This window comes from Ketobacter sp. GenoA1 (assembly GCF_003671475.1).
GTDB lineage: Bacteria > Pseudomonadota > Gammaproteobacteria > Pseudomonadales > Ketobacteraceae > Ketobacter.
Window position 1 is genome coordinate 346646 of record NZ_RCHM01000020.1, and the last position, 24403, is coordinate 371048.

Below are 24403 nucleotides of genomic sequence, written 5' to 3' on the forward strand. Positions count from 1 at the left end.
TCAGCGCACCATTCAACTCACCTAACTCACATAGGATGATAACCATGAAACCACGTTACAGCGCCCTGTGCGCACTGCTGCTGTTCAGTACCCCCCTGCCCCTTGCCCATGGCGAGGGCCGCCAGGCCGGCATCAGCCCCTGGGGGCCCAATGATGAGATCGGGCGGTTGAACCTGATGACCGATGAATCCCGTGCCCGGGTGCTGGCTCGCATTCGCGGTGGCAAAAGTTATGACCTGTCGGTGGAGTACTTTATCGGCATGCCCAGCTGGCAGGCGGCCGGCGACCCCCACTACCGCATTTGGATGACCCACACCCCCGAGGGCACGGTAATCGATGATCCGTTACAGCTGGGCACCACCATGAACCAGCACGTCAGTTACACCGGCGCGGCGGTGTCCATGTACACCCACATGGGCACCCACATCGATGCACTCAATCACTTCGGCCTGGATGGGAAAATCTGGAACCGCTTTGCGGCAAAGGATCACGCCGGGGATCGCGGCTGGCGCGTTGCGGGGGTGGAAAACTTTCCACCCATCGTTGCCCGAGGCGTGCTCATCGATGTGGCGGCCGCCAAGGGCAAACCCATGCTGGACGACGGCTACCGCATTACCCGCGCCGATATCGAGCAGGCGCTGCAACGACAGAAAGTAGAGTTGCAAACCGGCGATGTGGTGTTGCTGCGCACCGGCCGCATGCAGGAGTATGAGAACGCCCATGCCTACATGCAAAACCCACCGGGCCTGGGCTACCATGCCGCCCGTTATTTGGTGGAAACCGCCGGCGCTATGGTGGTGGGTGCCGACAATCTCAGCCTGGAGGCGTTTCCTTCGCAACTGGAATCCGATTACGTGCCCGTGCACACCTATCTGTTGGCAGAACAGGGTACCCCCATTATCGAACTGGCCTATCTGGAGGATCTATCCCGCGATCAGGTCTATGAATTTGCCTTTATCGGCAGCCCACTGAAATTCCGCGGTGCGGATGCTGCCCCTCTGCGCCCCACCGCTTTTCCACTTGATTGATAACGGAGTATGCACATGAACCCTTTAATAACCCGATCCAGCAATCTGCCGGTGGACCCGATGTTTCTTGCCCGTTGGTCCCCACGGGCTTTCGATGGCAGCCCTCTGCCGCTGACCGATTTGATGACCATGTTCGAGGCCGCGCGCTGGGCGCCTTCCGCCAACAATAAACAACCGTGGCGGTTTATGTACGCCCTGCAGGGGGATCAACATTGGCAAACCTTTGTCTCGCTGCTGCACCCCGCCAACGCCGGTTGGGCACAGCACGCCGGTGCACTGGTTTTTCTGCTGGCGGACACCGACCCGCCCACCCATCGTTTTGATGCCGGCGCGGCCTGGAGCCATATTGCTTTGCAGGCCCTGCTGTTGGGCTATCAGGCCCACGCCATGGCAGGGATTTTACATACCGACGTGCGCACTAAACTGGTGGTGCCCGAGCACCTCAGTGTGGAGATCGCAATTGCCATCGGTGCGCAGGGCAACCCCGGGCAGCTACCCGAGCCGCTACGTGCGCGGGAACAACCCAGCGACCGGCTGGCCCTGGCCGAACTGATCACCCATGGCGGGTACTGATGTTGATTCTGTCGGGCTGGAGGAGTTTACCGGCCCGCCAGAATCGTGCGGAAGGTCAGATTAATACGTGGGGCATGTACTGTTTTGGTTGGTGGCAACCGGTGCAGCCAGTGCGTTTGCGTGGTGCCTTTCATCACCAGCAGGCTACCGTGCTCCAACACCCGGCTAATGGTTTCCCGGGTCTTTTTGTGTTTAAAGGCAAACTTGCGATCAGCCCCCAAACTCAGCGAGCCAATGGCACCATGCCGCTTCAGATCCTTTTCTGCATCACTGTGCCACGCCATGCCTTCACGGCCATCATGATACAGGTTAAGCAGGCAGGCGTTGTAGGTTTCACCACTGTGCTGCTCTACAATGCCTTTCAATGTCTGCAACACCGGTATCCAGGGCAACGCGGTTTTGGTGGTTCCGGAATAGGTATAGGAGAAAGGGCGATCCGCATACCAAGCCACTTTCCGTTTGGTAAAAATGGTGCGGCCGCAGATGATCGCCTGATCCGGCCGCCATGGGATTGTATTCAGCAACCGGTCATAGTAGTACGCAGCTTGCGCACCGGACAGGATCGGCCCGTAGTAATAGACCGTGCCGTCAACGGGCAACAAATTGCGTGGTTGGTTATCTATCTGTTCCAAGAGATCCATCGTGTATAGGCATCTTTCATACAATGAGCGCAGGGTCGGTAACCGCTCCCAACGGCTTCATCTTCACTGGCAAAAAACACGCGCTGTTGTCGGCCCATGCGTTTACCGGATTTACAATATAACGTGCCGTAGATTTTCAGCCTACGATGACCCGCAAACTGAATACTCTTATCGTTGAGCATGATCCTGAGCTCAGCATCGTCAATATCACAGTGCCGGATCATATCAGCTCACCGCATCGTGAAAGATAATCCCCATGGTATAGCGTTTACCATGATGGACCTCACTCACACCGTGTCGCATAGTGGCACGGCAATAGCCGCGCGCACTCTTAACCGGCCGGAACCGGGTGGCCAGTAAAATCATGTCACCGCGCCTGGGGGTCAGTACGATGGGTTTGGACTGTGCCCTTGGCAACTGCTCGGTCATAACGAATGCACCACCGCTGTAGTCGGCACCCGCTTCACTGAGAAAGCAGGCCGCCTGAATGGGAAAGTACAGGTCACCGTACAAATCCTGATGCAGTGTGTTATGGCCACCTGCGCCATACTCCAGAATTAATGGCGTGGGTTGCCGCTGGCCATGTTCATGACAAACCTTTTGCAGTTCATCGTGTTGTGTGGGAAACCGTTGCTCCAACCGCAACTGTTCCATCCAGCAGTTGGCAATCGGCACAAGCTTTGGATAAAGATGTTGGCGCAACGCCTGCACCGATTCCGGCAAGGGGTAATCCCAATACTTATAACGGCCCAAACCATAGCGATGGCGTTCCATAACAACGGTTTTTCTATAGCCATCCTCGGCATCAAACCCATCAATCAGGCGCTGGCACTGGGTGACGTCCAACAGCCCGGTAACCACGGCAAAGCCTGAGCGATTCAGATCCCCGGTCACTTGCTCCCAGTCAATGGTGTAGAGTTGGTTTTCAATTTCAGGCACGTTGTACATCCGTTGTAAGATCGTTGCAGAACAAGCCTTGGGCACGGCCCCGGCATTTCTATTCTGCAAGCCTAGGCAAAAGCGGTGAACATCTCGACCCGTTTCTTGCGGTTGTTACGTACTGTGGATGGGTGGTTACAGAGAGGGGCAACGGGCTGGTTACTGCACAGCAGCGCCCGCCGCCCCCGGCGGATTCACACTGATTACATCTGGCTGCCCATATGATTCAGGGTCCTGATCAATTGCGACACATAGCTCATTTCATTGTCATACCAGGACACCACCCGCACTTCATAAATTTTGGTGCCACAGCGTTGCGCAAGGGTTTGGGTGGCATCAAACAGTGAGCCGAAGCGGGTTCCGATGATATCACTGGAGACCAGCTCTTCGTCGGTATAGCCGAAGGTTTCATCGGCTGCATTTTTCATGGCTTCATTAATACCCGCAACACTCACGGTTTCCGTATCATCCTTCAGGGTGGCGTCCAGAATGGTAATGGAGCCCGACGGCACGGGGACCCGTTGCGCCGACCCGATCAGCTTGCCGTCCAGCTCCGGAATGACCAGGCCGATGGCTTTGGCAGCGCCGGTTGAGTTGGGTACGATGTTGATGGCACCGGCCCTGGCCCGGCGAAAATCCCCTTTGCGATGGGGGCCATCAATAATCATCTGGTCACCGGTGTAGGCATGGATGGTGGTCATAAAACCTGTTCTCAGTTCCCGGTAATCGTTCAATGCTTTGGCCATGGGCGCCAGGCAATTGGTGGTACAGGAGGCGCCGGAAACAATCAGGTCTTCGCTTTTCAACGTTTGATGGTTGACGCCATAAACGATGGTGGGCAGATCATTACCCGCCGGTGCGGAAATCAGTACCCGCTTGGCCCCGGCATCAATATGCGCCTGACTTTTGGCTTTGGAGCAGAAAAAACCGGTGCACTCCAGCACCACATCCACACCATAGTCACCCCAGGGCAATTTACTTGGATCAGGTTCTTTATGAATTCTGATTTTCTTGCCGTCAACAATCAGCGATTCCTCATCGCTCTCAACCGTATGCCCCGAAAACGGCCCCTGCACACTGTCGTATTTCAACAGCTGGGCCAGCATCTTCGGCTCAGTTAAATCATTGATGGCCACCACGTCAAAACGATCATCTGCAAAGATATTTCGGAACGTCAGCTTTCCTATTCTTCCAAAGCCATTAATGGCAACCTTAAGCATAGTCTTTCCCCTAGTCTGAATATCTGCAGTAGAATTTACACGAGCTACGGTGATTTCTGGCCGGTGGCCAGATTAAGGAGAGGGTGTTTGCTGTTGGCCATCCGGTTGCACCTGGCATCAACAGAACGTTGCACCACAAACCTGATAGTAGTGTTAATCAAATCAAATCACCAGTCCACCGGGGCTGAATCAAAGGGTGAGCGCGCCTGTGGCGGGATAAACAGCCGTGCATATATGATCCAGATCAACGTTTTGCCATATAGGAAGCATTGAGAATACTGGGTCGATCCAACTCCTTAAATACGTTCAAATTGATGCCCTGCCATGCCTGCTGTTTCCGCGCTTGTTTAAGAGCCTGCACCAGTGCCTGTGCCCGCTGGCTCAGCTCCGTGGCATGAAACACATGCTGGTGCGCCACCCAGCGCTTCTGCAACAATTCAACCTGGCTGGAAAGACTGTCTGCCCTTGCGATGATGTTGTTAATGGACTGATCCAACTCACGAAGCTGGTCGGGCTGTACACCATTCTTAACTTCATCCTGTAGTTTCAGTGTCTCGGTAACGATGTTGATCCAGTCCATATCCACACTCACGTGATTGTAAATACGCGGTGAATAATGTTCTGCCCGGGTCAGCGCACTGCGCAGTTTGGTCCAGATTGCCTCTCTTGCCTGCTGATCGCTTTCAACTTCCAGCTTCAGTATCAGGTATTTGCAGTTCAGTAAATTGGCTGAGTTGCTGGTGGGATTAAAAAACAGCGCTGTTTCCACGTCATTAGAGCCTTTTTCAATCAGCTTCAAGCCTTTGTCCTGATATCCATAGTCCGCAATTTGCCGGATCATCAGTTCCGCCCGCAGCGTGTAAGTGTAATACGCTGAAGGTTTCACCATTATTGCACGCTCCAGGTATTGTTCCGCGATATGCAGATCCGCATCAGCCCGCCTTGGTTCCGAGTACACCTGGCCAAGAAACTGAAGTGCCTGGTAGTTATTCGGCAACGCCGCCTCCGCCTGGCGCAACATGTGTTCAGCCAGATTGAGCCGCATTTGAAACGCGGATTTACCCGGCTTACCAGGGCGATCCTTCCATTGCTCCGGTTGTACGTGGTTGTTGCCCGTCTCTGTTTCACATTGATCAAGCAACCAATCTCCAGGCTGAAAATCCTCAAGATCAATGATGGGGTCGGCATCCTGAATCCCTGGAGCGTACTCCAGTTCAGCAATCCGGTAATGGGTGTAACCGGCTGCAAAATAATAGCGCGAGCAGATCTCCCGCGTTCTGGCGTCAAAGTGCCCGATTGCCGTATTGTCCGAATTTCCCGTGTACAAACGGGCTTTCTTTCTGGCTTCCTGCAACCAGCGCAGATGCTCCTGGTTGGCAACCACGATTACGCCACTGACAATCTCTTTTACTTCTCCGGCGTCCGCTTCTTCACCGCTGGTGAGTACTTTGATCTTGGCTTGATCTTCAATTCTTAATTTCCGAGGTGCACTCTGGTTACCAAAAATGGTCGCCACCATCTTATCCTTCAAATAGCCTAGATAAATGCCATAGCAATAGGCTAACTAAATACTGGTCAAGGCCTGCAGTTCCTCAAATTTGGCACAGGTGGTAATCGCGTCGGTGGAGGATGTTTTACAATATACCTTGTAGTCCTGATCCAGTTTTTCAGACAGCGCGACCAGCTCATCATGAGCCTGATGAGTGGATCTCCAAACATAGAGCTTGGACAGGGCGGTTGCCTTATGCAACTCAACAGAGCGGATCTCCAGAACGCTCTGCGCTGAAACGGCTGCGCCGGCCGGCTGGGATCTTTTCATAAGATCCAGCAATTGCTCATACACGTGTATGGCCTCTGTTTCGTTGCGGTTCTCCGCAAGCGCCAAGGCCAACAGTTTCAGGCCTTCATTGAAATCGGGCATGTAGGCCCGCAGCAGACGCAGCTTTTCAATGGCCGTTAGCAGATCCTTCTGCCCGCCAAAGGCAAAGTAGCGGGAAAGCGCGCTTTTGCCGTCATAAAATGCGGCAAACGAGCGCCGGTCAGGAAAGCTGATGTTATGAACCGGCAAAGACCGCTGCCAGTTCACGATGTCTTCATTCTTTTCCGATCGGTTGGTCAGATCAAAGGCAATCTGAAAGATAGCCTGATCGATCAGCCGCTCCAGCATCAAAGCCTTCTCTTTTTCAATCTCACCGGGCACCTGTGCATATTCTTCCAGATACCAGGTACGGATCAGCCGATCCCCTCGGGTCATCCGCAGGGAAAGCAGCAAGCGATCGGGCATGGTTTGTATATCGCCTTCAATGGTCCAGCGCGGCGGTTCCGCCACCAGCGTAATGTACCGGTACAGCAAACCAACGTTGACACCTTTCACTTCAATGGTGATGTCATTGAATTTGGATTCCGAATCCGCGGCTAAAAAAAGTTGGGGAAAATCCAGCGTTTGAACTTCGACAAACCCTTTGGAGAGTGGCTTACTGGTTTTAGGTTGAAAATGGTGATCAAAGCGAGCCCGGAACAGCTCTGCGTGACTTTTACTCTCTGTGTTGTCCACCGTAATGGTGCCGATCTTCAAGTTATTGGGGCGATAGTAATCCCACACCCCTACGACCTGCATAAAGAGTATCCAGGCACCAAGCAACAGAAGAAAGACACCCACTGAGACGATAATGGCTGTAGAGAACATTCGCTTTAACTCCCTTAGGCGTTCCAGCAGACGTGATTGGTCTATTTCTTTTAGAAAGTTGGTGAAGAGCGTCTTTGGCGAAAAAGAATGGAACACGTGATCGCACCTTGAACGTGGGCTCAATGTGATTAGTAATTAATCAGCCAACAGGCTGCAAACTTTCCTCGTCTTTTATCATTAATGGGTCGCCCACGAAAGGCAATAGAAAATTTATGGGTTTGGCGTCCGCAATGGTTCACTCACCCTGATGGTCGTTCAGTTTCTGTGCCGCTTCCTGCGCCCGTGCCTCCTGAATGCTTTTCTTGCGCCACATCTCCAGCCGCAAACGAACCTCACCGATGTATTCCAATGTTTCCTGCGACAGCTCCAGGTCATGCTGATCCACACGCCGTTGCATGATGGCCTCCGGCTGCAGGTGATCCGGCAACACACCCACTCCCCCCTGATTCAGTAACCGACCGTGCAGGATGCCGTACCTGGCAATGGGTAATGTTTCGGAGCGACAATGCAGGCCCTGTTGCTGCACACTGCGCAGCAGATCTTCACTACGAAACAGCGGGCAATTAACGCTTTCATTCCACGCGGCATCCACGTAGTCAGCCCACTGGAAACGGTCAACCTGCTGCCACTGGTCATCCACGCAGGCCACGTAGGCACCCGGCCTTTTTCCGCTCAGCGGATCCTGCTGCTGTGCCAGCACCCGGTTCCAGAAACGCAGCCCCTGAAAATTTGCCGTAAGATCCGCAAAAGAATAAACGCCCGTGGTCTGCGCACCAAAGTAAACCGATTCCGACCACTCACCAAACAGCAACCCGCTTTCCAGGGATTTCTTCAGATGATCCGTTACCAGAAAATAGCTGTAACCTTCGCTGAAAAAATGGCCCAGTTTATCGGTACCGATCTCGATCCCGGCCAGGGTAATCACCGATGCCATGCGCTCGGACAACACCAGGGAAGGTGACGATTGCCAGGCAAAATCCCGGTAGATGGAATCCTGCAGTGCCACCGTGCGCCGCGACAGCAGATTGCTGTCTTCGGCGTAGGCTTCCAAGCGGCCTTCTATGGACTCACCGAATTCACGAATCAGTTTTTCGTACAGGCGTTGCTGGTCACAGCCGGGCTTGAGCCAACGCATAGACTTTTTGGGGTTGGCCTGCATGACAGGGCTGTTGGCCCGATCCAGGGCCTGCCGGATCAGGCGATTGACTTCCTGATTCAGCAGATCGACGCTGTCGGGCAAGGTGGCCGGCTCGTTGGGCAACCGGGTAAATTGATCCACTTCCGCCGCCCCCAGCTCAGTGGGCAGCATGATGAAGAAAATCAGCAGGAGAGAGAAATGCAGATTGATCAGGATGAGGGCTCCAACACCAGATGGTCTTGCTCCAGCCAGGTCACAAACCCGGCCGCATTTTTATGCCCACCGCCACCAAACTGTTGGGCGATCAGCGCCACGTCGGCGCCGTCTTTGGCGGAACGCAACGACCAGCTGCGGCGATTGCCATAATCGGTATAGCCTGCGGCAAAAGGCTGACCTTCTGCCAACTGGCCCACCAACTCGCTGACAATGGCCCGCGGGCAATTGACGATGGGTACTCTGTAGCCGGCGATCACACCCATGGCGGCGGCCCGCATGCCCTGCTCGATCATTTGTTTGCGATACCGGTTGATGGCATTGCCTTCATCCACCAGGCGTTGGAAGGCCTGCTCATCGTTGGCAACTTCGTGCCAGCGCTCGAAGCTGAACGGTTGTGACATAAGCCCGGCATTCAGATCGTGGCTTTCAGGAATGTGCCACCACCACATGTCCCGATCCTGCACGCAGGCAATCAGCTTGGGTGCCGGTTCGGAGTGAAAGTACTCCCAGGTAATCATGGCGCCGGAGCGCTCCATATCCAGGAGCAATTCCAGATTGTCGAACTCTTGATCCAGGCCGTTTAATTCTTCCACCGCGGTAATATGGTGATCCAGTACGATGACCCGCTCGGCCTGGCTGCACAGCTGTTCCATGCCTGCCCGTTTATAGGCGTAATCCAGCAGATAAACGGTTTTGCCACTGACATCCGGCGGAGTATCGCCGTGGGCCGCAGGCAGGTATTCCACCGCCATCCCCTGTTTGATAAAAAAGTGTACCCACGCCCCATAGGCGCTTCCAAATCCATCCAGACAGTTGGCGTGAAATATTACCAGGGGGGCATTCATAGCGATCTACTTCTTCCGCGTCAGTAAAAGGGCGCGCACTATATCACGCGCCGTAAATATCCTTCAGTGCCCGATCGGTAAAACTCACCAGGTTTGGCCACTTTTTAACAGTTTCTTTCAAAGGAGTTTCAATCGGCGGGTTAAGAATGTTGGCCAGATAACTCACCGCCACCACATCCAGCTTCACCGCTTGCTCACCGCCAAACCAGGCCTGCTCACCCAGATACTGCCCCAGGGCTTCAATATGCTTGGCACCAATGGAATAGACTTCCGCCTGGTTGTGGCGCCCCATGCCCTGCCCCACCAGATCGGCCTGGATTTTCTTGCGTATTTGCGTGGTGATCATGGGGCGAATCAACTTCGGCATACTGGCAAACAGGGTATCGCGCACCTGTTCCCAGTTGGCATCATCCATCCAGCGACTGTAGAGCATAACGAAATACAGGCTTTCCTCGCACATGGAACGCATGGCATGGTGCACTGCTTTCTGGTGGGCGCTGAGCGGTTCGTCCAGATCTATGGCCTGATGAGAATGCAGGTAATCATAGATTTGTTCGGAATCCCCCATCAACTGCCGGTCGATTTTCACATAGGGCACTTTGCTTTTCGGGCCTTTGCGGGGATCATTCTGATCCACCACTTTGTATGGCAACCCACCCAGTTTCAAATACCCTTCCAGCTTCATGCAGAAAGGCGACGCATTGGGCAATCCCCAAGCCCGGCTGAATTGATACACTGTAATATCAAACATAAGGTTCCCTTCATCCAAAACGACTTTGATGGGATCATACCGTTACCCGCTGCCCAAGCAAACACAAGCCACAAACACCCCCGAGAATCGAGATTGTGCTACCCATTGACGACATCCTGCCGCAACTGATCCAAGCCAGTAAAGAACACCACTGCGTGGTACTGCAGGCCCCGCCCGGTGCCGGAAAAACCACCCGGGTACCCTTGGCACTGCTGGCGTGCGAGTGGCTGCGCGGCAAAATTGTGGTGATACAGCCGCGGCGCCTGGCGGTATACAGTGCCGCCCACCGGCTGGCTCAACAGTTGGGGGAATCTCCGGGCCCCCGGGTGGGCTATCGCACCCGCTACGATCGTTGTGTGGCGCCCGCCAACCGCATCGAGGTGGTCACCGATGGGGTGTTCCTGGCGCAATTGCAACGGGATCCGGAACTGAGCGGTGTGGCCATGGTGCTGTTCGATGAGTTTCATGAACGCTCGGTCAACGTGGACCTGGGGTTGGCGTTTGCCCTGGAGAGCCAACAGGCCCTGCGCGCCGCAGCCGATCCCCTGCGCCTGCTGGTGATGTCCGCCACGCTGGATGGAGAACGCCTGAGCCAGTGGCTGCAGGCACCGTTACTGCAATCCCGGGGCCGCAGTTTTCCGGTAGCAACCCAGTACCGCCCCTGTCCCCGGGATCGTTATCCTGATCAGCACATCTGCCAGGTTATTCTTGAGGCCCTGCGCAACGAACCCGGCAGCCTGCTGGTGTTTCTGCCGGGTATGCGGGAAATTCGTGCCGTGCAGCGGCGGCTGGAGGAATCCCCGTTGCCGGACGCGGTACAGATACATGTCCTGCACGCCTCGCTACCCAAAGAGCAACAGCAGGCGGCGTTGATTCCGGCCCCGGCGCCGCTACGCAAAGTGGTGCTGGCCACCAATGTGGCGGAAACCAGTATCACCATCGAAGATGTACGGGTGGTGATCGACAGCGGTGAGGCGCGGGTGGCCCGTTATGATGAGCGGCGGGGCATGAACCACCTGCACACCGAAATGATTTCCGCCGCCTCCGCAGAACAACGCCGGGGGCGGGCCGGGCGCACCCAGGCCGGGGTCTGCTATCGCCTGTGGGGCGAGAGCCGGCAGACCTCGCTGAAGGCTTTCAGTGATCCGGACATGCTCACCACCGATCTGCAACCCATTGCCCTGGAGCTGGCGCAATGGGGTGTCAGGGACCTGAACGAGCTGACCTTACTGGACCAGCCGCCGGAAGATCGCCTGCAGCGGGCCCGCGCCGCCCTGCAGCAACTGGGTGCCCTGCGTGACGACCACAGCCTCACCCCTTTCGGCCGCAGCCTGAGTGCCATGGGCCTGCCGCCGCGGCTGGCGGCGCTGGTGCTGCGGGCCAAAGGCTCCCCGGCGCAATCAGAGGCAGTGCTCTGCGCCGCCATCCTCAGCGAAGGAGACCCCCTGCGCCAGAGCCCGGCGCATTTTCAGGCGGACATTCATCTGCGGCTGACCCCCACGTCAGCGCCCCGGCCACAACGGCTGCAGCGCCTGTGCCAGCAGATCGAAGGCCGCCTGCGCCGGGCACCAACAGCACCCGAGGTCGAGGTCAAGGTTGAGGTTGAGGTCGAGAGCGACACAACAGGATCCACGGCCACAACACTCCCCATCCTGCTGGCCCGGGCCTTTCCGGACCGGATTGCCCAACAACGCCCCAACCAACCCCTGCGCTACCGTCTGAGCAACGGCAAGGGCGTGCAACTACGGCGCCACGACACGCTGGCCCGCCATCCTTACCTGGTGGTGCTGGACGCCGGTGGCACTGGCACCGATGCCGATATTCAACTGGCTTGCCCCATCACGTTAGAGGCGGTGAGGCAGGCCCTGCCGACGTTGATCACGGAGCAGGAGCACTGCTTTTGGGACAGCGCCAGGCAGGCGGTGAGCGCAGAACGGCAGCAACACCTGGGTCAACTGATCCTGCAGCAGCAGGCACTGGCCAAACCCTGGCCCCGGCAGGCCGCCGACGTGCTGCTGCAGGCGTTGCTGGATGCCGATCTGCAACCCCTGCCCTGGCATGAAAACAGCCTGCAATTGTGTCAGCGTCTGTGCTGGCTGCACCGTTCACAGCCCGGGCAATGGCCGGATTTCAGCCGCGAAGCACTGCAACAGGACGCCCGGGAGTGGCTCGCCCCCTTTCTTGAAAACTGCTATTCATTCAAGGAGTTATCCCACATCCCCCTGCTTGATGCGCTGCGCAACCGCTTGGGTTGGGAGCGTTTGGTGGAGCTGGATCAGGCGGCACCGGCCGACTGGGAACTGGCCACCGGCAAGCATCGCATTCACTATGATAACGGCACCCCCACTCTCAAAGTGCGGCTGCAGGAGTGTTACGGCATCAGCAGCCACCCCACCCTGCCCGGCGGGGAGCCCATCACCTTGGAGTTGCTGTCACCGGCCCGGCGCCCGCTTCAGATTACCCGCGATTTGGGCGCCTTCTGGACCGGCAGTTACCGGGAAGTGGCCAAGGAAATGCGGGGCCGCTACCCAAAACACTTCTGGCCGGACGACCCCGCCACAGCCCAGGCCACCACGCGCACCAAGCGAGCCATGGACAAAAACAACAGCGCTTAGGAAAAAGCCGGTTGCGCCGCGCTTTTTGAATGGTGTACTGTTAAGACTTACCGTCTCATAAGCGGCATATAACAACAATAAATCGGGGTTTTTCAGATGTTCTCCCTGCTGCGAGAGAATCCAATGAGCGATTTTTCAATCAAGCGCCTGTCCTCCAGTGGTGATCCCATTGCCGACGTGGTGGCATTGCGTATCGACCGACGCCGCCCTGCCCAGATGATGGACGAGGTACATTACCTCGCCAAAACGGAAATCAGCATCTATCAGGAATTTGTTGACCAGCTCAACACCTTGCCAACCTGGCTGGATTGGGATCAGATTGAGCACGCCCGGCGTTTGCAGGCCGCGTTTAACCATGCCCGCAGCATCGCAATTTTTTCCGGCAGCCTCATCGAAGGCTATTGCCAGAGTCGCGCCGCCGTGGCACTGGTGACCCGCGGTCACCTCAACCACGAAGTCATCCGCCGCATACATGAAACCAACTACCTGATTCATAGCCTGAAATCCCGCGACAGCCTGAAACCCGGCAACCAGGGGCACCGCGCCCTGTCCGAGCTGCGCTTGTCCAACGCCATGATTCGGAAAAACCTGCTGGCCCGGGGCTGGCCCGATCATTATAAAAGCATACCGCTGTCACAGCTGGATATGGCCTTTGATATGCTGGAATTCGGCTACATCGCCACCAAGGGTATGGAGAGATTGGGTATCCATCTGCAGGCAGACGATAAAAACGCGATTCACCATTTCTGGCGTTTCTGTTCCTGGTTGTACGGCGTGGATGAAAGCCTGATTACTGAAAATCAACAGGCGGAAGAGGCCCTGTACAAGCAACTGAGCCAACGCCAGAAAAAGATATCCAAAGAACACGAATTACTGGCACACACCACCTTACGCTGCGTATCTGAACAATCCCTGCTCAACCTACCCCGGGAGCTGCTGCTCAGTTTCAGCCGCATCTGCCTTGGGCAAGAACAGGCCGACGCCCTGGCCATCAAACAACCCCCCGGCTGGAAGCGCACCGCCAATTTCTATGTGACCGCCAACCGGGGCGCCACCTTTGTCCATTATCACATTCCCGGTATGAGTGGCCTCAACCAGCGCATCAATCACTATCTGTCACAAAATATCATGGTGCCACCGCAACCCCAGGAACGCCGCGCACGGCCGCTGAAAAAAATCGCCTGATGGCATCATGTCCCCAACGGCTGTTCGCCGCGAACTAACCGGCCGCTGATGCTTCCACCGAGCAGTTCCTACCCTGGTTTTTTGCCTCGTATAACGCTTTGTCTGCCGCACCGATAATGGCTTCACCGCCCTCGCCGCTGGCAATCACTCTTCCCACAACACCTAAGCTGGCACTAATAGGAATGCGCTTGCCCTTGTAAATGAAATTCAATTGATTGATCTTGCTGCGAACCCGTTCCGCCACCAAATAGGCCTCCGCTTGCTTCGTATCCGGTAGCACGATGGCAAATTCCTCGCCCCCATAGCGCGCCACCAAATCGGTACTGCGGCTGGCCACTTCTTTTAAGGTCGCCGCCACCAGGCGCAAACAGTCATCGCCCACCAGATGCCCGTAACGATCATTGAATTGCTTGAAGTGATCAATGTCCACCAGAATCAACGACAATGGCTGCCCGGTACGACTGGAACGTTCAATCTCACGCGCCAGAGTTTCATCAAAATAGCGGCGGTTATGTACCTTGGTGAGCGGATCGGTGACACTGAGTTTTGCCAGTTCACGGTTGGCGATTTCAAGGTTCGTCATGGTGCGTTCCAGCTCCTGGGTACGCTGCGCCACCCGCGCCTCCAACGCCTCGTTGGTTTCCTGTTGCATCAACAACATGGCTTCCTGAGCCTTGAGCTTTTCTTCGCGTTCGGAATTCATCAGCATCTGCATATTCAGTGCCTTGCTCTGTGCCAACTCACGTTCGGCACGTTCGCGGTTAATGCGTTCTGCCAGCGCCAGCGACAACAACAGCATTTCCAACACAAAGCCGATCAACTGGCCATTCTCGGTCAGCATGGAATAGGGCAAAACACCCTCCATCATCAGTACCGCCGCTATGGTCAGGGCAATCAGGCCACCCCAGGCAATGGTAAAATAACGGGCCGACACATTGCCCTTGATCCACAACCAAATCGAGGTGGCCAACGCGGCGATACAGGAAAGCAAGGCAAACAGTTCATTGATGGTGACCATGAAATCCGTACCAAACAACAGCACAAATGCGCTGAACAGCCAGTACACGACAAAGAAGGTATTCAGGTGCAACACCCAACCACCCCAGCGCTTCAGTTGCAGGAAGTTGCGCATAAACAGCGCCGCCGCAAAGAAGCTCACATAAATTGAAAGGGCAAAGCCATTCACCCGGAACCACTGATTGTGGCCCCAAAACAAATGATCACCCACACCGGTAAGCCCACCTTCGTACAAGATGACCGAAAACGCGTAAACCGAATAGAACAGATAACTGTTGTCGCGAGTAAAAACATACAGGGACAGGTTATACAGCAGCATCGCCGCCAGTACGCCGAATGCCAGCCCGTACCACACATAGCGCTGCCATTGCGCCTCTGAGAAGGCATCCTCTTCCCATACATACATGGGCAGAAAAACGTTGAATCGCGATGCCACCCGCAGATAAATGTGCTTTGTTTCACCGGCCTGCAAAGCAAAGGGGAACACCCAACTGGTATTGTTGTTACTGGATGCCGATTTCGGATTCAGCAGACCGGCTTCCAGTTTGATCATCGCACCGGTATGTGAATCCTGGCTGTAAAACTCCACCAGTTTGAGATTGATCCAGCGAATTTCCAATAAGCGTGTGATAGCGTGGGCAGAATCATTGGCCACCTCAAAACGGAACCACACAGGATAATCGTGCTTACCTACGTTAATCGATGAACGGCCAATGCTGTGCCATCCTGATTCCGGCAAACCCAGTGGTGAGGCAATTGGATCCTGCTTTGACTCGGGCCAGAAACGCACCATATCCGGCACCAGGCGCACCTGCTCTTGATCCGCCAGCTGCACTAAAGGCAAGGATTCCGACGCATAACCGACCCTGCACATCTGCAGCGCCAGCAACAGGAGACACCCCAATCTGAAAATCATACCACGTTATCACTAATCAGCTACTCAATCTGATTTGAAGTATAGTGTGAAACCAAGGTTCCAATAACCCTCTGTGTTTCGATTTTGTAATCGGCTCCTGCCGTCGCGCTAGAATTTTGTCAAAACTAAAAAGATATGGGAAAGTACACAGATCAACGACAGAATCGGGAACACTTTTCTCCCAGCCACAGCGAATTCCAAACCACAGCGAATTCCAAACCAAAGTAATTTAACGGGCAACTATGACTCACTCTTCTGAATTGCACTACAGTATTACCCCCATCGATCCCTATGCCCACCTGTTTGAAGTGCAGCTGACCATTCCGTTTCCTCTGTCGGCAGGGCAACAGATTCGCTTACCGAGCTGGATACCCGGCAGCTATATGATTCGGGATTTTGCCAAAAACATTGTCGCCATTCACGGTCAATGCGGGGGGCAACCCATTTCACTGACCAAGGTGGACAAACAAACCTGGAGCCTGCCGGCGTGCGCAGACCCGGTGACGCTCACCTATCAGGTGTACGCATGGGACCTGTCGGTACGTTCTGCACACCTGGATCAGAATCACGCCTACTTCAATGGTACCAGCGTGTTTGTAGAGCTGGTTGGCCATGATCAGTTACCCTGCCTGGTGGATATCCATAACGCGACCATCTCCGAAGCCGCCCACTGGAAAGTGGGCACATCGCTTGCGACTGCCGGTGCCGAGCCCTATGGCTTTGGCCGCTACCGTGCGGAAAACTATGCTGAGCTGATTGACCACCCGGTGGAAATCGCCGATTTCAGCCTGGTCAGTTTCGACGCCTGCGGAGTGCCCCATGATTTCGTTCTGACGGGCCTGCATAACGCCGACCTTGAGCGGCTGGCCCAGGATCTGAAGCTCATCTGTGAATACCAGATTAATTTGTTCGGTGAACCGGCGCCCTTTGACCGCTATGTATTTATTACCTGGGCGGTGGGCAATGGCTACGGTGGCCTGGAGCATCGCGCCTCCACCAGCCTGATCTGTAACCGGGATGACCTGCCCTGTGTAAACGAGCGCGGTAAGGTCAGTGATGGCTACAAAACCCTGCTTGGCCTGTGCAGTCATGAATATTTTCATAGCTGGAATGTAAAACGCATTCAACCCGACATCCCCTATGATCTCAGCCGTGAAAACCATACCCCTCTGCTGTGGGCCTTTGAAGGCATCACCTCCTATTATGATGACCTGACATTAGTGCGCACGGGATTGATTTCGCCGCAGGAGTATCTTGAGCTGGTGGGCAAAGCCATCACCCGCGTACTGCGCAACCCCGGACGTTTTCAACAGTCCACCGCAGCTTCCAGTTTTGATACCTGGACCAAGTTTTACCAGCAGGGCGAAAATGCCGCTAACGCCATCGTCAGCTACTACACCAAAGGCGCTCTGATTGCATTGGGTCTGGATCTGACGTTACGCCGACTCAGTAACAGCCAGGTTACACTGGACCAGCTCATGCAGACACTGTGGGTTGAGCACGGTAAAACCGGCAAACCCGTGGCTGAGTTTGATATTCAAAAACACTGTCGGCAATTACTGGAAAGCCAGGGCAGTGATGCCGTGCAACAACTGGACGACTATTTAACATCAGCCATTTACGGCACCGGGGATCTGCCCTTTGCCGAGCTGCTGGCACCCCTGGGTGTTTCCTTTCATACCCGGGCGGCAACCTCGGCCACCGACAGTGGCGGCAAGCCCGCGGCCGGGGCAGGTGATGGAATCCGCCTGGACCTGGGCATCAGCACCACGGCGGATAGTACCGGTGCCAAAGTCATGCGGGTGTTACACGGCAGCAGCGCTCACCGTGCCGGTGTATCCGCCGGCGACACCCTCATCGCCATCAATCGAATCAAAGTGGATAACAGTAATCTGGAGACATTGCTTGGCCGCTATCAGGCCGGTGACCAGGTGGATGTTACCGCCTTTCGCCGCGATGAGTTGATGCAGTTCAAGGTCACGCTGGAAGCCGGCAGCGACGATACTGCCTACCTGCAGATTGAAGATGAAGGTAAGCTTGCCGGCTGGCTCAACTGAAAGATCAGGCTCACTGGGCCTGCGCGGTGTCGGCAGGCACCAGCAATTGCGGGTCCAGACGCTCCTGGTACCAGTTCAAACGCCAGCACAGGTGGGGGCCGGTGGCACGGCCGGTGGCGCCCACCAGGCCGATGACTTGCCCCTGCTTGACGGGCTCACCTTCTGCCACCAGCAGCTTGCTCATGTGCAGATAACTGGTGCTGATGCCGTGGCCGTGATCAATCACCATGGTACCCCCGGAAAAGAACATGTCCCGGTGCGCTAAAGTCACCAAGCCGTCCGCCGGGGCCAGAATCTCCGTTCCCCGGGCGGCGGCGATATCCACGCCAAAGTGGGGGCGGCGCGGCTCACCATTGTAGATGCGTTGGCTGCCATACACCCCGGTAATGGGCCCCTGCACCGGCCACGTGAACGTCTGCAAGAAGCCCCGCAGATCCGTATCGCTGTCCCGCGCCCTTTTCACCTGACCGGCCTCGAACCGTATGCGTTGCAGGTGCTCGGGATCCGGATTCACGGTGCGCCCGGGCACGCCTTCAATACGTTGCAGATTATATTCCCGCTTCTTGAGGGTGAACGGCAATGTCTGCTTGCTGCCATCGGCCAGCACCACCTGTAAAGACTGCCGCAGCGGCTCATCACGCCCAAACCCCAGCACAAACTCACCGGATTCCGTCAATGTCAACGCACGGCCATCGTAGTGCACTTGTGCGCCCTTGGGGGCCTGACCGATAACCATCCCACCCTGCTGCAGATCACCCCGCAACTGCAACGCATCCAGGCTCAAGTCTGCCGCCCAGGTGATGCCAGCAAGCCAACCGCACACTATAACAAGGCTTTGCGCAATACGATGACCTAACCGCTGTCTCAAGGTGTTTCTCCAGTCTGTGCAGGTTGTGCCTGCGCCCATTCCCGCTGCCACGCCCGCAAGCGCTGCAGGACGTCATCCGACAGATAGCCGTCCGCCACCCAGCCCTGTTCTTTCTGTAATTTACGCAACGCCCGTTTGGTGCGGGTACCGAAAATCCCGTCGGCGGGCCCGGCATCGTAGCCGGCGGTGTTCAGTGTCTGTTGTACCCATTGGACCGTTTCAATGCTGAGCCGTTCACCCTCCGGTGGCGCGACTTTCAATTCGCCCCCACCGTTAATACGATCCGCCAGATGGCCCACTGCCAGTGCATAGAACTCGGAGCGGTTCCAGCCCATGATCACCTCAAAGTTTTCATAAACGACGAATGCGGGGCCATTATGCCCGCTGGGAACAATCACCGAGGCTGCCAGATCCAGGGCCGGCACCCGGTTGCCCGCCACATCACGCACACCAAGCTGACGCCACTGGGCAAGAGGTTTACGCACATCCCGCCCCGCCAGGGCATAGTCAAAATCATCAGGCAGGAGCACCTCCCGCCCCCAGCGCAGGTTGCGCTGCCAGCCCAACTGGTTAAGAAAGTGGGCGGCCGAGGTAAAGGCATCCGGTAAGCTGTTCCACAGATCGGCTTTGTCATCGCCATCGGCATCCACGGCAAAACGGCGATAGGCGCTGGGCATAAATTGCATATTACCCATGGCCCCGGCCCAGGACCCCAGCATCGTACCGTGATCGGCCACACCCGCTTCCACCAGACGCAGGGCTTCCAGCAGCTCCAGGGTAAAAAATTCACTGCGGCGGGGATCGCAGGCCAGGGTGGTCAGTGAATCCAGTACATTCATCTTGCCCAGATAGGCGCCGAAATTGGTTTCCAGACCCCAGAACGCCACCAGGTACTGGGGAGGAATACCGTATTGATGGGTCAGTTGCAGCAGCAGGTCATAATGTTGCTTGAGCAGTGTCCTGCCTTTCTGCACCCGGTGTTCATTGACCCGCTGCCCCAGGTAGTTGTGGAATGTTTCAGTAAACTCGGGCTGACGCCGATCCAACTCGATTACCCGCGCCACATACTGCACCGAGTCCATTTGACTGTTTACCACGGCCGGCGCGATCTGTTCCTGCAACGCCCGCGCTTTCAGCTTCTGCACACACTGATCAAACGCAGTCTGATCGATGGCCTGCGGATCTGCGCCCTGTTGCACAGGTGCTTCCGCCTGCGCTGCGCTGGTGGTGGCGGGCAGGGCCAGCACCCCACTTAACACCAGCAACGCGGACAATTTGTAATCACATGATTTCATTAGGGTAATTCCCATCAGCAGTGTGTACTGATGATGCTAACAAAGTTACCAATCGGCCAACAGCTCCCCAGCCGATAATTCTGTCTACACTGAAAAGAAACCCGACAATTCTCAGGAATCCCATTTCCATGCTGTTACGACTACTGGCAACAGTAGTAAGCCTGCTGTTATCCACTGCCGCCCACACCGGCACCCTGACACTGCAGGACGCCAACGAGCGAGTGCCGTTGATGGGCTGGACAGAGGTCTATGTGGATGACACCCGAAGCCAGACCGTACAGGATGTCAACGCCCATCGGGATTGGTTTCAACCCAGTGCGCTGGAGGCGATTAATTTCGGCTTTACGGAGGCTCGGGTGTGGCTGCGGTTCAGTATCCGCAACAACCTTCCGGTGGCACAGCAGCGGATTCTTTATCTGCGCCATTTTCTGTTCGACGAGGTGGTACTGCATACCGTAACCGACAACGGAATCCATAGCCAATACAGCGGCCGCGAGCATTTGGATCAGCATAATGCGAGCCCGTTACCCACACGGTTTTTTCACTTTCAGCTGGACATTCCACCCAACACCACCCGCGACTACTATCTGGCGCTCACCAGCGAAGATGCCCTCTCTTCCAGCCTCACCCTGGTCAGCCTGGAACAGTTCCAGCGCATCATGATCATCGACGCCGCCGCGGTGACGTTCTATTCAGCGCTGATTCTGACCAATCTGTTTTTCGCTGTTTTCATGCTGGTGAAACTGCGGGAGGTCGAACTGCTGTACTACGTGGGCTTTCTGGTGTTCCATCACCTGATCGCCATCATGATGCTGGAAGGCGTGCCCGCCAGCCTGCTGGGTTTTGATAATCTGTTCTGGAATAAAACCGGCTTTATCTTTCTGATCAACGTCGCCATTACCATGGCGGTGCTGTTCTCACGTTCGTTTCTCAAGCTGAAAGAAAAATACCCGGTGGATTACCTGATCTCCCGCGGCTTGCTGGTGCTGATGCTGGTGAGCTGCGTGCAAAGCCTGCTGCTACCCCATGTGATCGGCTCGGCATTGACAACGGTCTTTTGCATGATCGTCGGTGTGGGCATCATGGTCACCTGCGTTCGATGTGCGGCAAAACACGACCGGGTGGCCAAACTGTTTTTACTGTCCTGGACGGCGGGCGTGACCGGGGCCACCCTCTACGGATTGAAGCTGTGGAACATTCTGCCCATCAATGGCTTTACCAACCATGCCTGGCATATCGGTACGGTGGTTGAAGCCATTCTGTTTTCCTTCACCATTGCCGACCGGGTTACCACAGAACGCCGTATGCGCCTGCAGGCGCAAACCGAGCAGGTGGAGCAGGAACGGGCACTGCGCCAGGCTCAGGAACAACTGCTGCAGGTTGAAACCGCGGCCAAAATTGAACTGGAGCAGCAGGTGCAGGAGCGCACCAAAGACATCACTCAGATCATGGCCAAGCTGGAATTCCAGAATCAGCAACTGACGGAATTGTCCATCAACGACCCATTGACTCAGGTTCGTAACCGCCGCTTCTTCAACGATGCCTTCCCCGAGCTGTGGCAGGAAGCGCAACGGGCGGGTGGCTGGCTTAGTATCATCCTGCTGGACATTGATCATTTCAAAGCGGTGAACGATAACTACGGGCACCTGACCGGTGATCAGTGCCTGGTGACGTTAGCGGCCAATCTACGCCAGTGGGTGAGTCGGCCCAAAGACATTATCTGTCGTTATGGCGGTGAAGAATTCATTATTGTGTTGCACGCCACGGATCTGGCATCCGCCACCCAACTGGCACAGCGCTTGCGCCAAGCGGTAAGTGAGATTCAGATCCCGCTGGAAGATACCACCTTGCACATTACCGCCAGCCTGGGTGTGGCCGCCACCATTCCCCAACCCGGTGCCAATCCGGAGCAGCTGATCGCCATTTGCGACCATGCCCTGTACCAGGCCAAAAGCAACGGCCGCAATCAGGTCAGCGTTGCCGGCGCGCTTCAATCCAGGTCACTGTCCAGTAATCGCTGAGCCATCTCCCACACCACACTGCCGCCCACCTGATCCATGGGATCCAACTCCCGCAGCTTCTGCAGCACTGCAAGCGCCGCCTGGACATTGCCTTTGCGCAGCTGAACAAACCCGGTTGCCTTGAGGCTGTACAGATACAGGCGGGTGGCACCGGTTGCATTCAACCAGGTGGCGCCGGCCTGCAGGGAGCCCCAATCGGCGGGGAAACCCGCCAGCGCGGCACTGAGCGTCAAGACCTGCTCAATCCGCTGCAGGGATTCATCAAAGCGATTGGAATAGGCATACATTTTGTAGAGTGCCACCAGCACTTCCAATTGTTGCGGCATTAGACGATGGGCTTCCAACAGCAGGTTTTCCGTGCGCTGCCAGTCTGCACAAACATCCAGAGGCTCACGCAGTAGTTTCTGCAACCGGATATCCACCACAGCGCCTTCCGGCAGGGGCATATCGTCAAACAGATCTTTAATCTGCATCATCCAACTCCTCAATCTGCCGCGTTAACGACGCAGGCATTGCGAACAAACCCTGTGCCCGAATGCGGGCCTTGAAGGCTTTCATCACCGGTCGGGAGAGCCTGGTTTCCGCCAGTACCCGTTGTTCGTAAACCCGGTCTTTATGGGCTTCAGTCAAACACGCCGACACCGTGCGGATGAATTCATGCAGATCATGCCCCATAAGCTCGCCCGGGCGCGTCCGCAGTTGCCGATACAGCGCCGCCATGACCTGCTTTTCCAACGGCTTCATCTTGCATTTTCCATCCAGAATCTTGAGCATCACGGTGATGGCGCAATCCACATCCGTGGCCGAAAAGCGCTGCCCGGATAGCCAGTGACCCACCCAGAGATCCAATGGCGTCCCGTCGCATTGTGATTCAAGCATGATTCATTCAACCACCAGGTTCCACTTGCTGACAGACACCTGAAGCAAAGCCCGCACCAACACTAGAGCGCTGTTTTTATTGGTTTTTTTTGAAAGAGAGAAGCACGATGTCGGCGCTAAACCGACACCGTGGAAAGAATTGTCAGATAGCCAACAGCTTAGGTGGCGGCCACACCCCAACGCGCCACCCGCTCGACGCTCTCCCGATAGGGGCGTAAGGATGCCAACAGCAACAGCACCGCCAGTGAGGTCGCCAGCAGGCTGATGATCAACAGTGAGTAACGCAGGGCCTGATCATCCTGAAACACGAAATCCGTTAACAGGGCCACCGCCGTGGGCCCCACCCCCAAGCCGATCAGGGTGATGACAAACAGGTACATGGCCGACGCCTGGCCCCGCATGGGGTTGGGCATGATCTCCTGAATGGCCGCCGGTGCCACCCCAAACGGCATCGCCAGGGCAAAACACCCCATGCCCACTGCGGCGATGGCCACCGGCAGGCTATCGACGGCATAGCCCATAAAGGTGGGCAAGGCGATCAGCGCCGCAATCAGCCCCACCCGCATGGGGGCATCCCGGTAACCCCGGGCCGTCAGCCAATCCGAGAGCCGGCCACCGACGATGATGCCCGATGATCCGAAAATACCGATCAGCAAACCATAGATGAACCCGACATCGGAGGGATCCAGGGCATGGGTGCGAATAAAGAACGCCGGCACCCAGGATGCCGCCCCGTACGCACTGAACGCCAGACAGGCAAAACTCAGGTTGTGCAACAGCACCGTTTTGCGGTTGAGCTTGATGTAGGCCATCACTTCCCCGAAGGAGACTTCATGCCCCACACCGGCACCCTGCCGCTGCGGCTCTTTCAGCAACAACAGCACCAGGCAGAACATGACACCCACCGCCCCCAGCAGCAGGAATATCAATTGCCAGGGCCGGATGGTGCCCACCACGGGCAGCACCATATCCCCCTGCGCCGAGGCGAAGTGAATCACCAGTCCGCCCAGCAGAAAGGCCAGCCCCGATCCCACGTATATACCCATGGAGTAGACACTGATGGCGGTGGCCCGCTGGTGGGGTGGAAAGCTGTCGGCTATGAGCGAGTAAGCGGCCGGGGAAAGGGCAGCCTCCCCCGCCCCCACACCGACGCGGGCAAAGAGAAAATGCCAATACTGCTTGGCCAGGCCACAGGCCGCCGTCATGGCGCTCCATACCAGCACTCCCGCGGCGATCAGGCCACGACGACTGGTACGGTCTGCCATACGCCCCAGCGGAATACCGCACAGGGTATAAAACAGGGCAAAGGAAAAGCCCATCAGCAGGCTCATCTGGGTATCGGATATCTCCAGATCGCGACGAATGGGGCCCACCAGCAAGTTCAAAATCTGGCGGTCGATGAAAGAAAGGACGTAGGCCATCATCAGTATGGCCACCGTAATCCAGGCTCGAGCCGTAGTGGGGTAAGCAACAGGGGCGTTCAAGGGCACAACCTCATGGTTATTATTCTGAT

21 protein-coding genes are annotated in these 24403 nt (G+C 56.1%); 6 read left to right on the forward strand and 15 right to left on the reverse strand.

The window, feature by feature from the left end:
* The first annotated feature begins 44 nt into the window (after window positions 1–44).
* Window positions 45–1028: a cyclase family protein gene (locus D9N13_RS07600; protein ID WP_290587852.1), complete on the forward strand. Its 984-nt coding sequence runs from the start codon at window positions 45–47 to the stop codon at window positions 1026–1028.
* 15 nt (window positions 1029–1043) lie between these two features.
* Window positions 1044–1601, forward strand: a complete 558-nt coding sequence (locus tag D9N13_RS07605) for a nitroreductase family protein (protein WP_290587854.1) — start codon at window positions 1044–1046, stop codon at window positions 1599–1601.
* Window positions 1602–1627: 26 nt separating this feature from the next.
* On the opposite strand, the gene D9N13_RS07610 is transcribed toward D9N13_RS07605, so the two are convergent.
* The 9 genes from D9N13_RS07610 to D9N13_RS07650 all read right to left on the reverse strand — a co-directional run bounded on the left by D9N13_RS07610 (window position 1628) and on the right by D9N13_RS07650 (window position 10037).
* Complete coding sequence (locus D9N13_RS07610) at window positions 1628–2242, reverse strand: alpha-ketoglutarate-dependent dioxygenase AlkB family protein (protein ID WP_290587856.1); 615 nt, start codon at window positions 2240–2242, stop codon at window positions 1628–1630.
* Window positions 2221–2466 carry an Ada metal-binding domain-containing protein gene (locus D9N13_RS07615; protein WP_317622475.1) on the reverse strand — a complete coding sequence of 82 codons (246 nt, stop codon included), beginning with the start codon at window positions 2464–2466 and terminating at the stop codon, window positions 2221–2223. Before D9N13_RS07615 ends, D9N13_RS07610 begins: the two co-directional genes overlap by 22 nt.
* A 1-nt stretch (window position 2467) precedes the next feature.
* On the reverse strand, window positions 2468–3190 hold the full coding sequence (locus tag D9N13_RS07620) for a 2OG-Fe(II) oxygenase (RefSeq protein ID WP_317622476.1): 723 nt from the start codon (window positions 3188–3190) through the stop codon (window positions 2468–2470).
* Between the two features lie 194 nt (window positions 3191–3384).
* Window positions 3385–4401 carry a type I glyceraldehyde-3-phosphate dehydrogenase gene (gap, locus tag D9N13_RS07625; protein WP_290587860.1) on the reverse strand — a complete coding sequence of 339 codons (1017 nt, stop codon included), beginning with the start codon at window positions 4399–4401 and terminating at the stop codon, window positions 3385–3387.
* Between the two features lie 244 nt (window positions 4402–4645).
* Window positions 4646–5920, reverse strand: coding sequence for a tetratricopeptide repeat protein (locus tag D9N13_RS07630; protein ID WP_290587862.1), 1275 nt, complete (start codon window positions 5918–5920; stop codon window positions 4646–4648).
* A gap of 45 nt (window positions 5921–5965) precedes the next feature.
* Window positions 5966–7087, reverse strand: a complete 1122-nt coding sequence (locus tag D9N13_RS07635; protein ID WP_290587864.1) for a hypothetical protein — start codon at window positions 7085–7087, stop codon at window positions 5966–5968.
* A gap of 235 nt (window positions 7088–7322) precedes the next feature.
* Window positions 7323–8396 (reverse strand): hypothetical protein, encoded by a 1074-nt coding sequence (locus D9N13_RS07640; RefSeq protein WP_290587865.1) that lies wholly within the window; start codon window positions 8394–8396, stop codon window positions 7323–7325.
* A gap of 38 nt (window positions 8397–8434) precedes the next feature.
* Window positions 8435–9286, reverse strand: a complete 852-nt coding sequence (locus D9N13_RS07645) for a DHH family phosphoesterase (protein ID WP_290587867.1) — start codon at window positions 9284–9286, stop codon at window positions 8435–8437.
* Window positions 9287–9329: 43 nt separating this feature from the next.
* Entirely contained in the window at window positions 9330–10037 is a 708-nt protein-coding gene (locus tag D9N13_RS07650; protein WP_290587869.1) for a glutathione S-transferase family protein, read from the reverse strand.
* 95 nt (window positions 10038–10132) lie between these two features.
* On the opposite strand from D9N13_RS07650, the gene hrpB reads away from it, so the two are divergent.
* Together hrpB and D9N13_RS07660 are read left to right on the forward strand one after the other, a co-directional pair.
* Window positions 10133–12652, forward strand: coding sequence for an ATP-dependent helicase HrpB (hrpB, locus tag D9N13_RS07655; RefSeq protein WP_290587871.1), 2520 nt, complete (start codon window positions 10133–10135; stop codon window positions 12650–12652).
* 123 nt (window positions 12653–12775) lie between these two features.
* Window positions 12776–13837 carry an oxygenase MpaB family protein gene (locus tag D9N13_RS07660; RefSeq protein ID WP_290587873.1) on the forward strand — a complete coding sequence of 354 codons (1062 nt, stop codon included), beginning with the start codon at window positions 12776–12778 and terminating at the stop codon, window positions 13835–13837.
* Between the two features lie 34 nt (window positions 13838–13871).
* Here D9N13_RS07660 and D9N13_RS07665 read toward each other — a convergent pair whose 3' ends face one another.
* Window positions 13872–15770 (reverse strand): diguanylate cyclase, encoded by a 1899-nt coding sequence (locus D9N13_RS07665; protein ID WP_290587875.1) that lies wholly within the window; start codon window positions 15768–15770, stop codon window positions 13872–13874.
* A 242-nt stretch (window positions 15771–16012) separates the two neighbouring features.
* On the opposite strand from D9N13_RS07665, the gene D9N13_RS07670 reads away from it, so the two are divergent.
* Window positions 16013–17827, forward strand: coding sequence for a M61 family metallopeptidase (locus tag D9N13_RS07670; protein ID WP_290587877.1), 1815 nt, complete (start codon window positions 16013–16015; stop codon window positions 17825–17827).
* A 10-nt stretch (window positions 17828–17837) separates the two neighbouring features.
* On the opposite strand, the gene D9N13_RS07675 is transcribed toward D9N13_RS07670, so the two are convergent.
* Window positions 17838–18695, reverse strand: a complete 858-nt coding sequence (locus tag D9N13_RS07675; protein WP_290587879.1) for a M23 family metallopeptidase — start codon at window positions 18693–18695, stop codon at window positions 17838–17840.
* Window positions 18692–19990: a lytic murein transglycosylase gene (locus tag D9N13_RS07680; RefSeq protein WP_290587881.1), complete on the reverse strand. Its 1299-nt coding sequence runs from the start codon at window positions 19988–19990 to the stop codon at window positions 18692–18694. The genes D9N13_RS07675 and D9N13_RS07680 overlap by 4 nt, the downstream gene beginning before the upstream one ends.
* Window positions 19991–20118: 128 nt before the next feature.
* On the opposite strand from D9N13_RS07680, the gene D9N13_RS07685 reads away from it, so the two are divergent.
* Window positions 20119–22011, forward strand: a complete 1893-nt coding sequence (locus D9N13_RS07685; protein WP_290587884.1) for a diguanylate cyclase — start codon at window positions 20119–20121, stop codon at window positions 22009–22011.
* Here D9N13_RS07685 and D9N13_RS07690 read toward each other — a convergent pair.
* The 3 genes from D9N13_RS07690 to D9N13_RS07700 form a co-directional block, all read right to left on the reverse strand.
* On the reverse strand, window positions 21981–22487 hold the full coding sequence (locus D9N13_RS07690; protein WP_290587886.1) for a hypothetical protein: 507 nt from the start codon (window positions 22485–22487) through the stop codon (window positions 21981–21983). The two genes, D9N13_RS07685 and D9N13_RS07690, sit on opposite strands and share 31 nt — an antisense overlap.
* A complete protein-coding gene (locus D9N13_RS07695) occupies window positions 22474–22890 on the reverse strand; it encodes a hypothetical protein (RefSeq protein ID WP_290587888.1) in 417 nt (138 codons plus the stop codon). The genes D9N13_RS07690 and D9N13_RS07695 overlap by 14 nt, the downstream gene beginning before the upstream one ends.
* 158 nt (window positions 22891–23048) lie before the next feature.
* Window positions 23049–24314: a spinster family MFS transporter gene (locus tag D9N13_RS07700; protein ID WP_317622482.1), complete on the reverse strand. Its 1266-nt coding sequence runs from the start codon at window positions 24312–24314 to the stop codon at window positions 23049–23051.
* Between the last annotated feature and the right edge of the window lie 89 nt (window positions 24315–24403).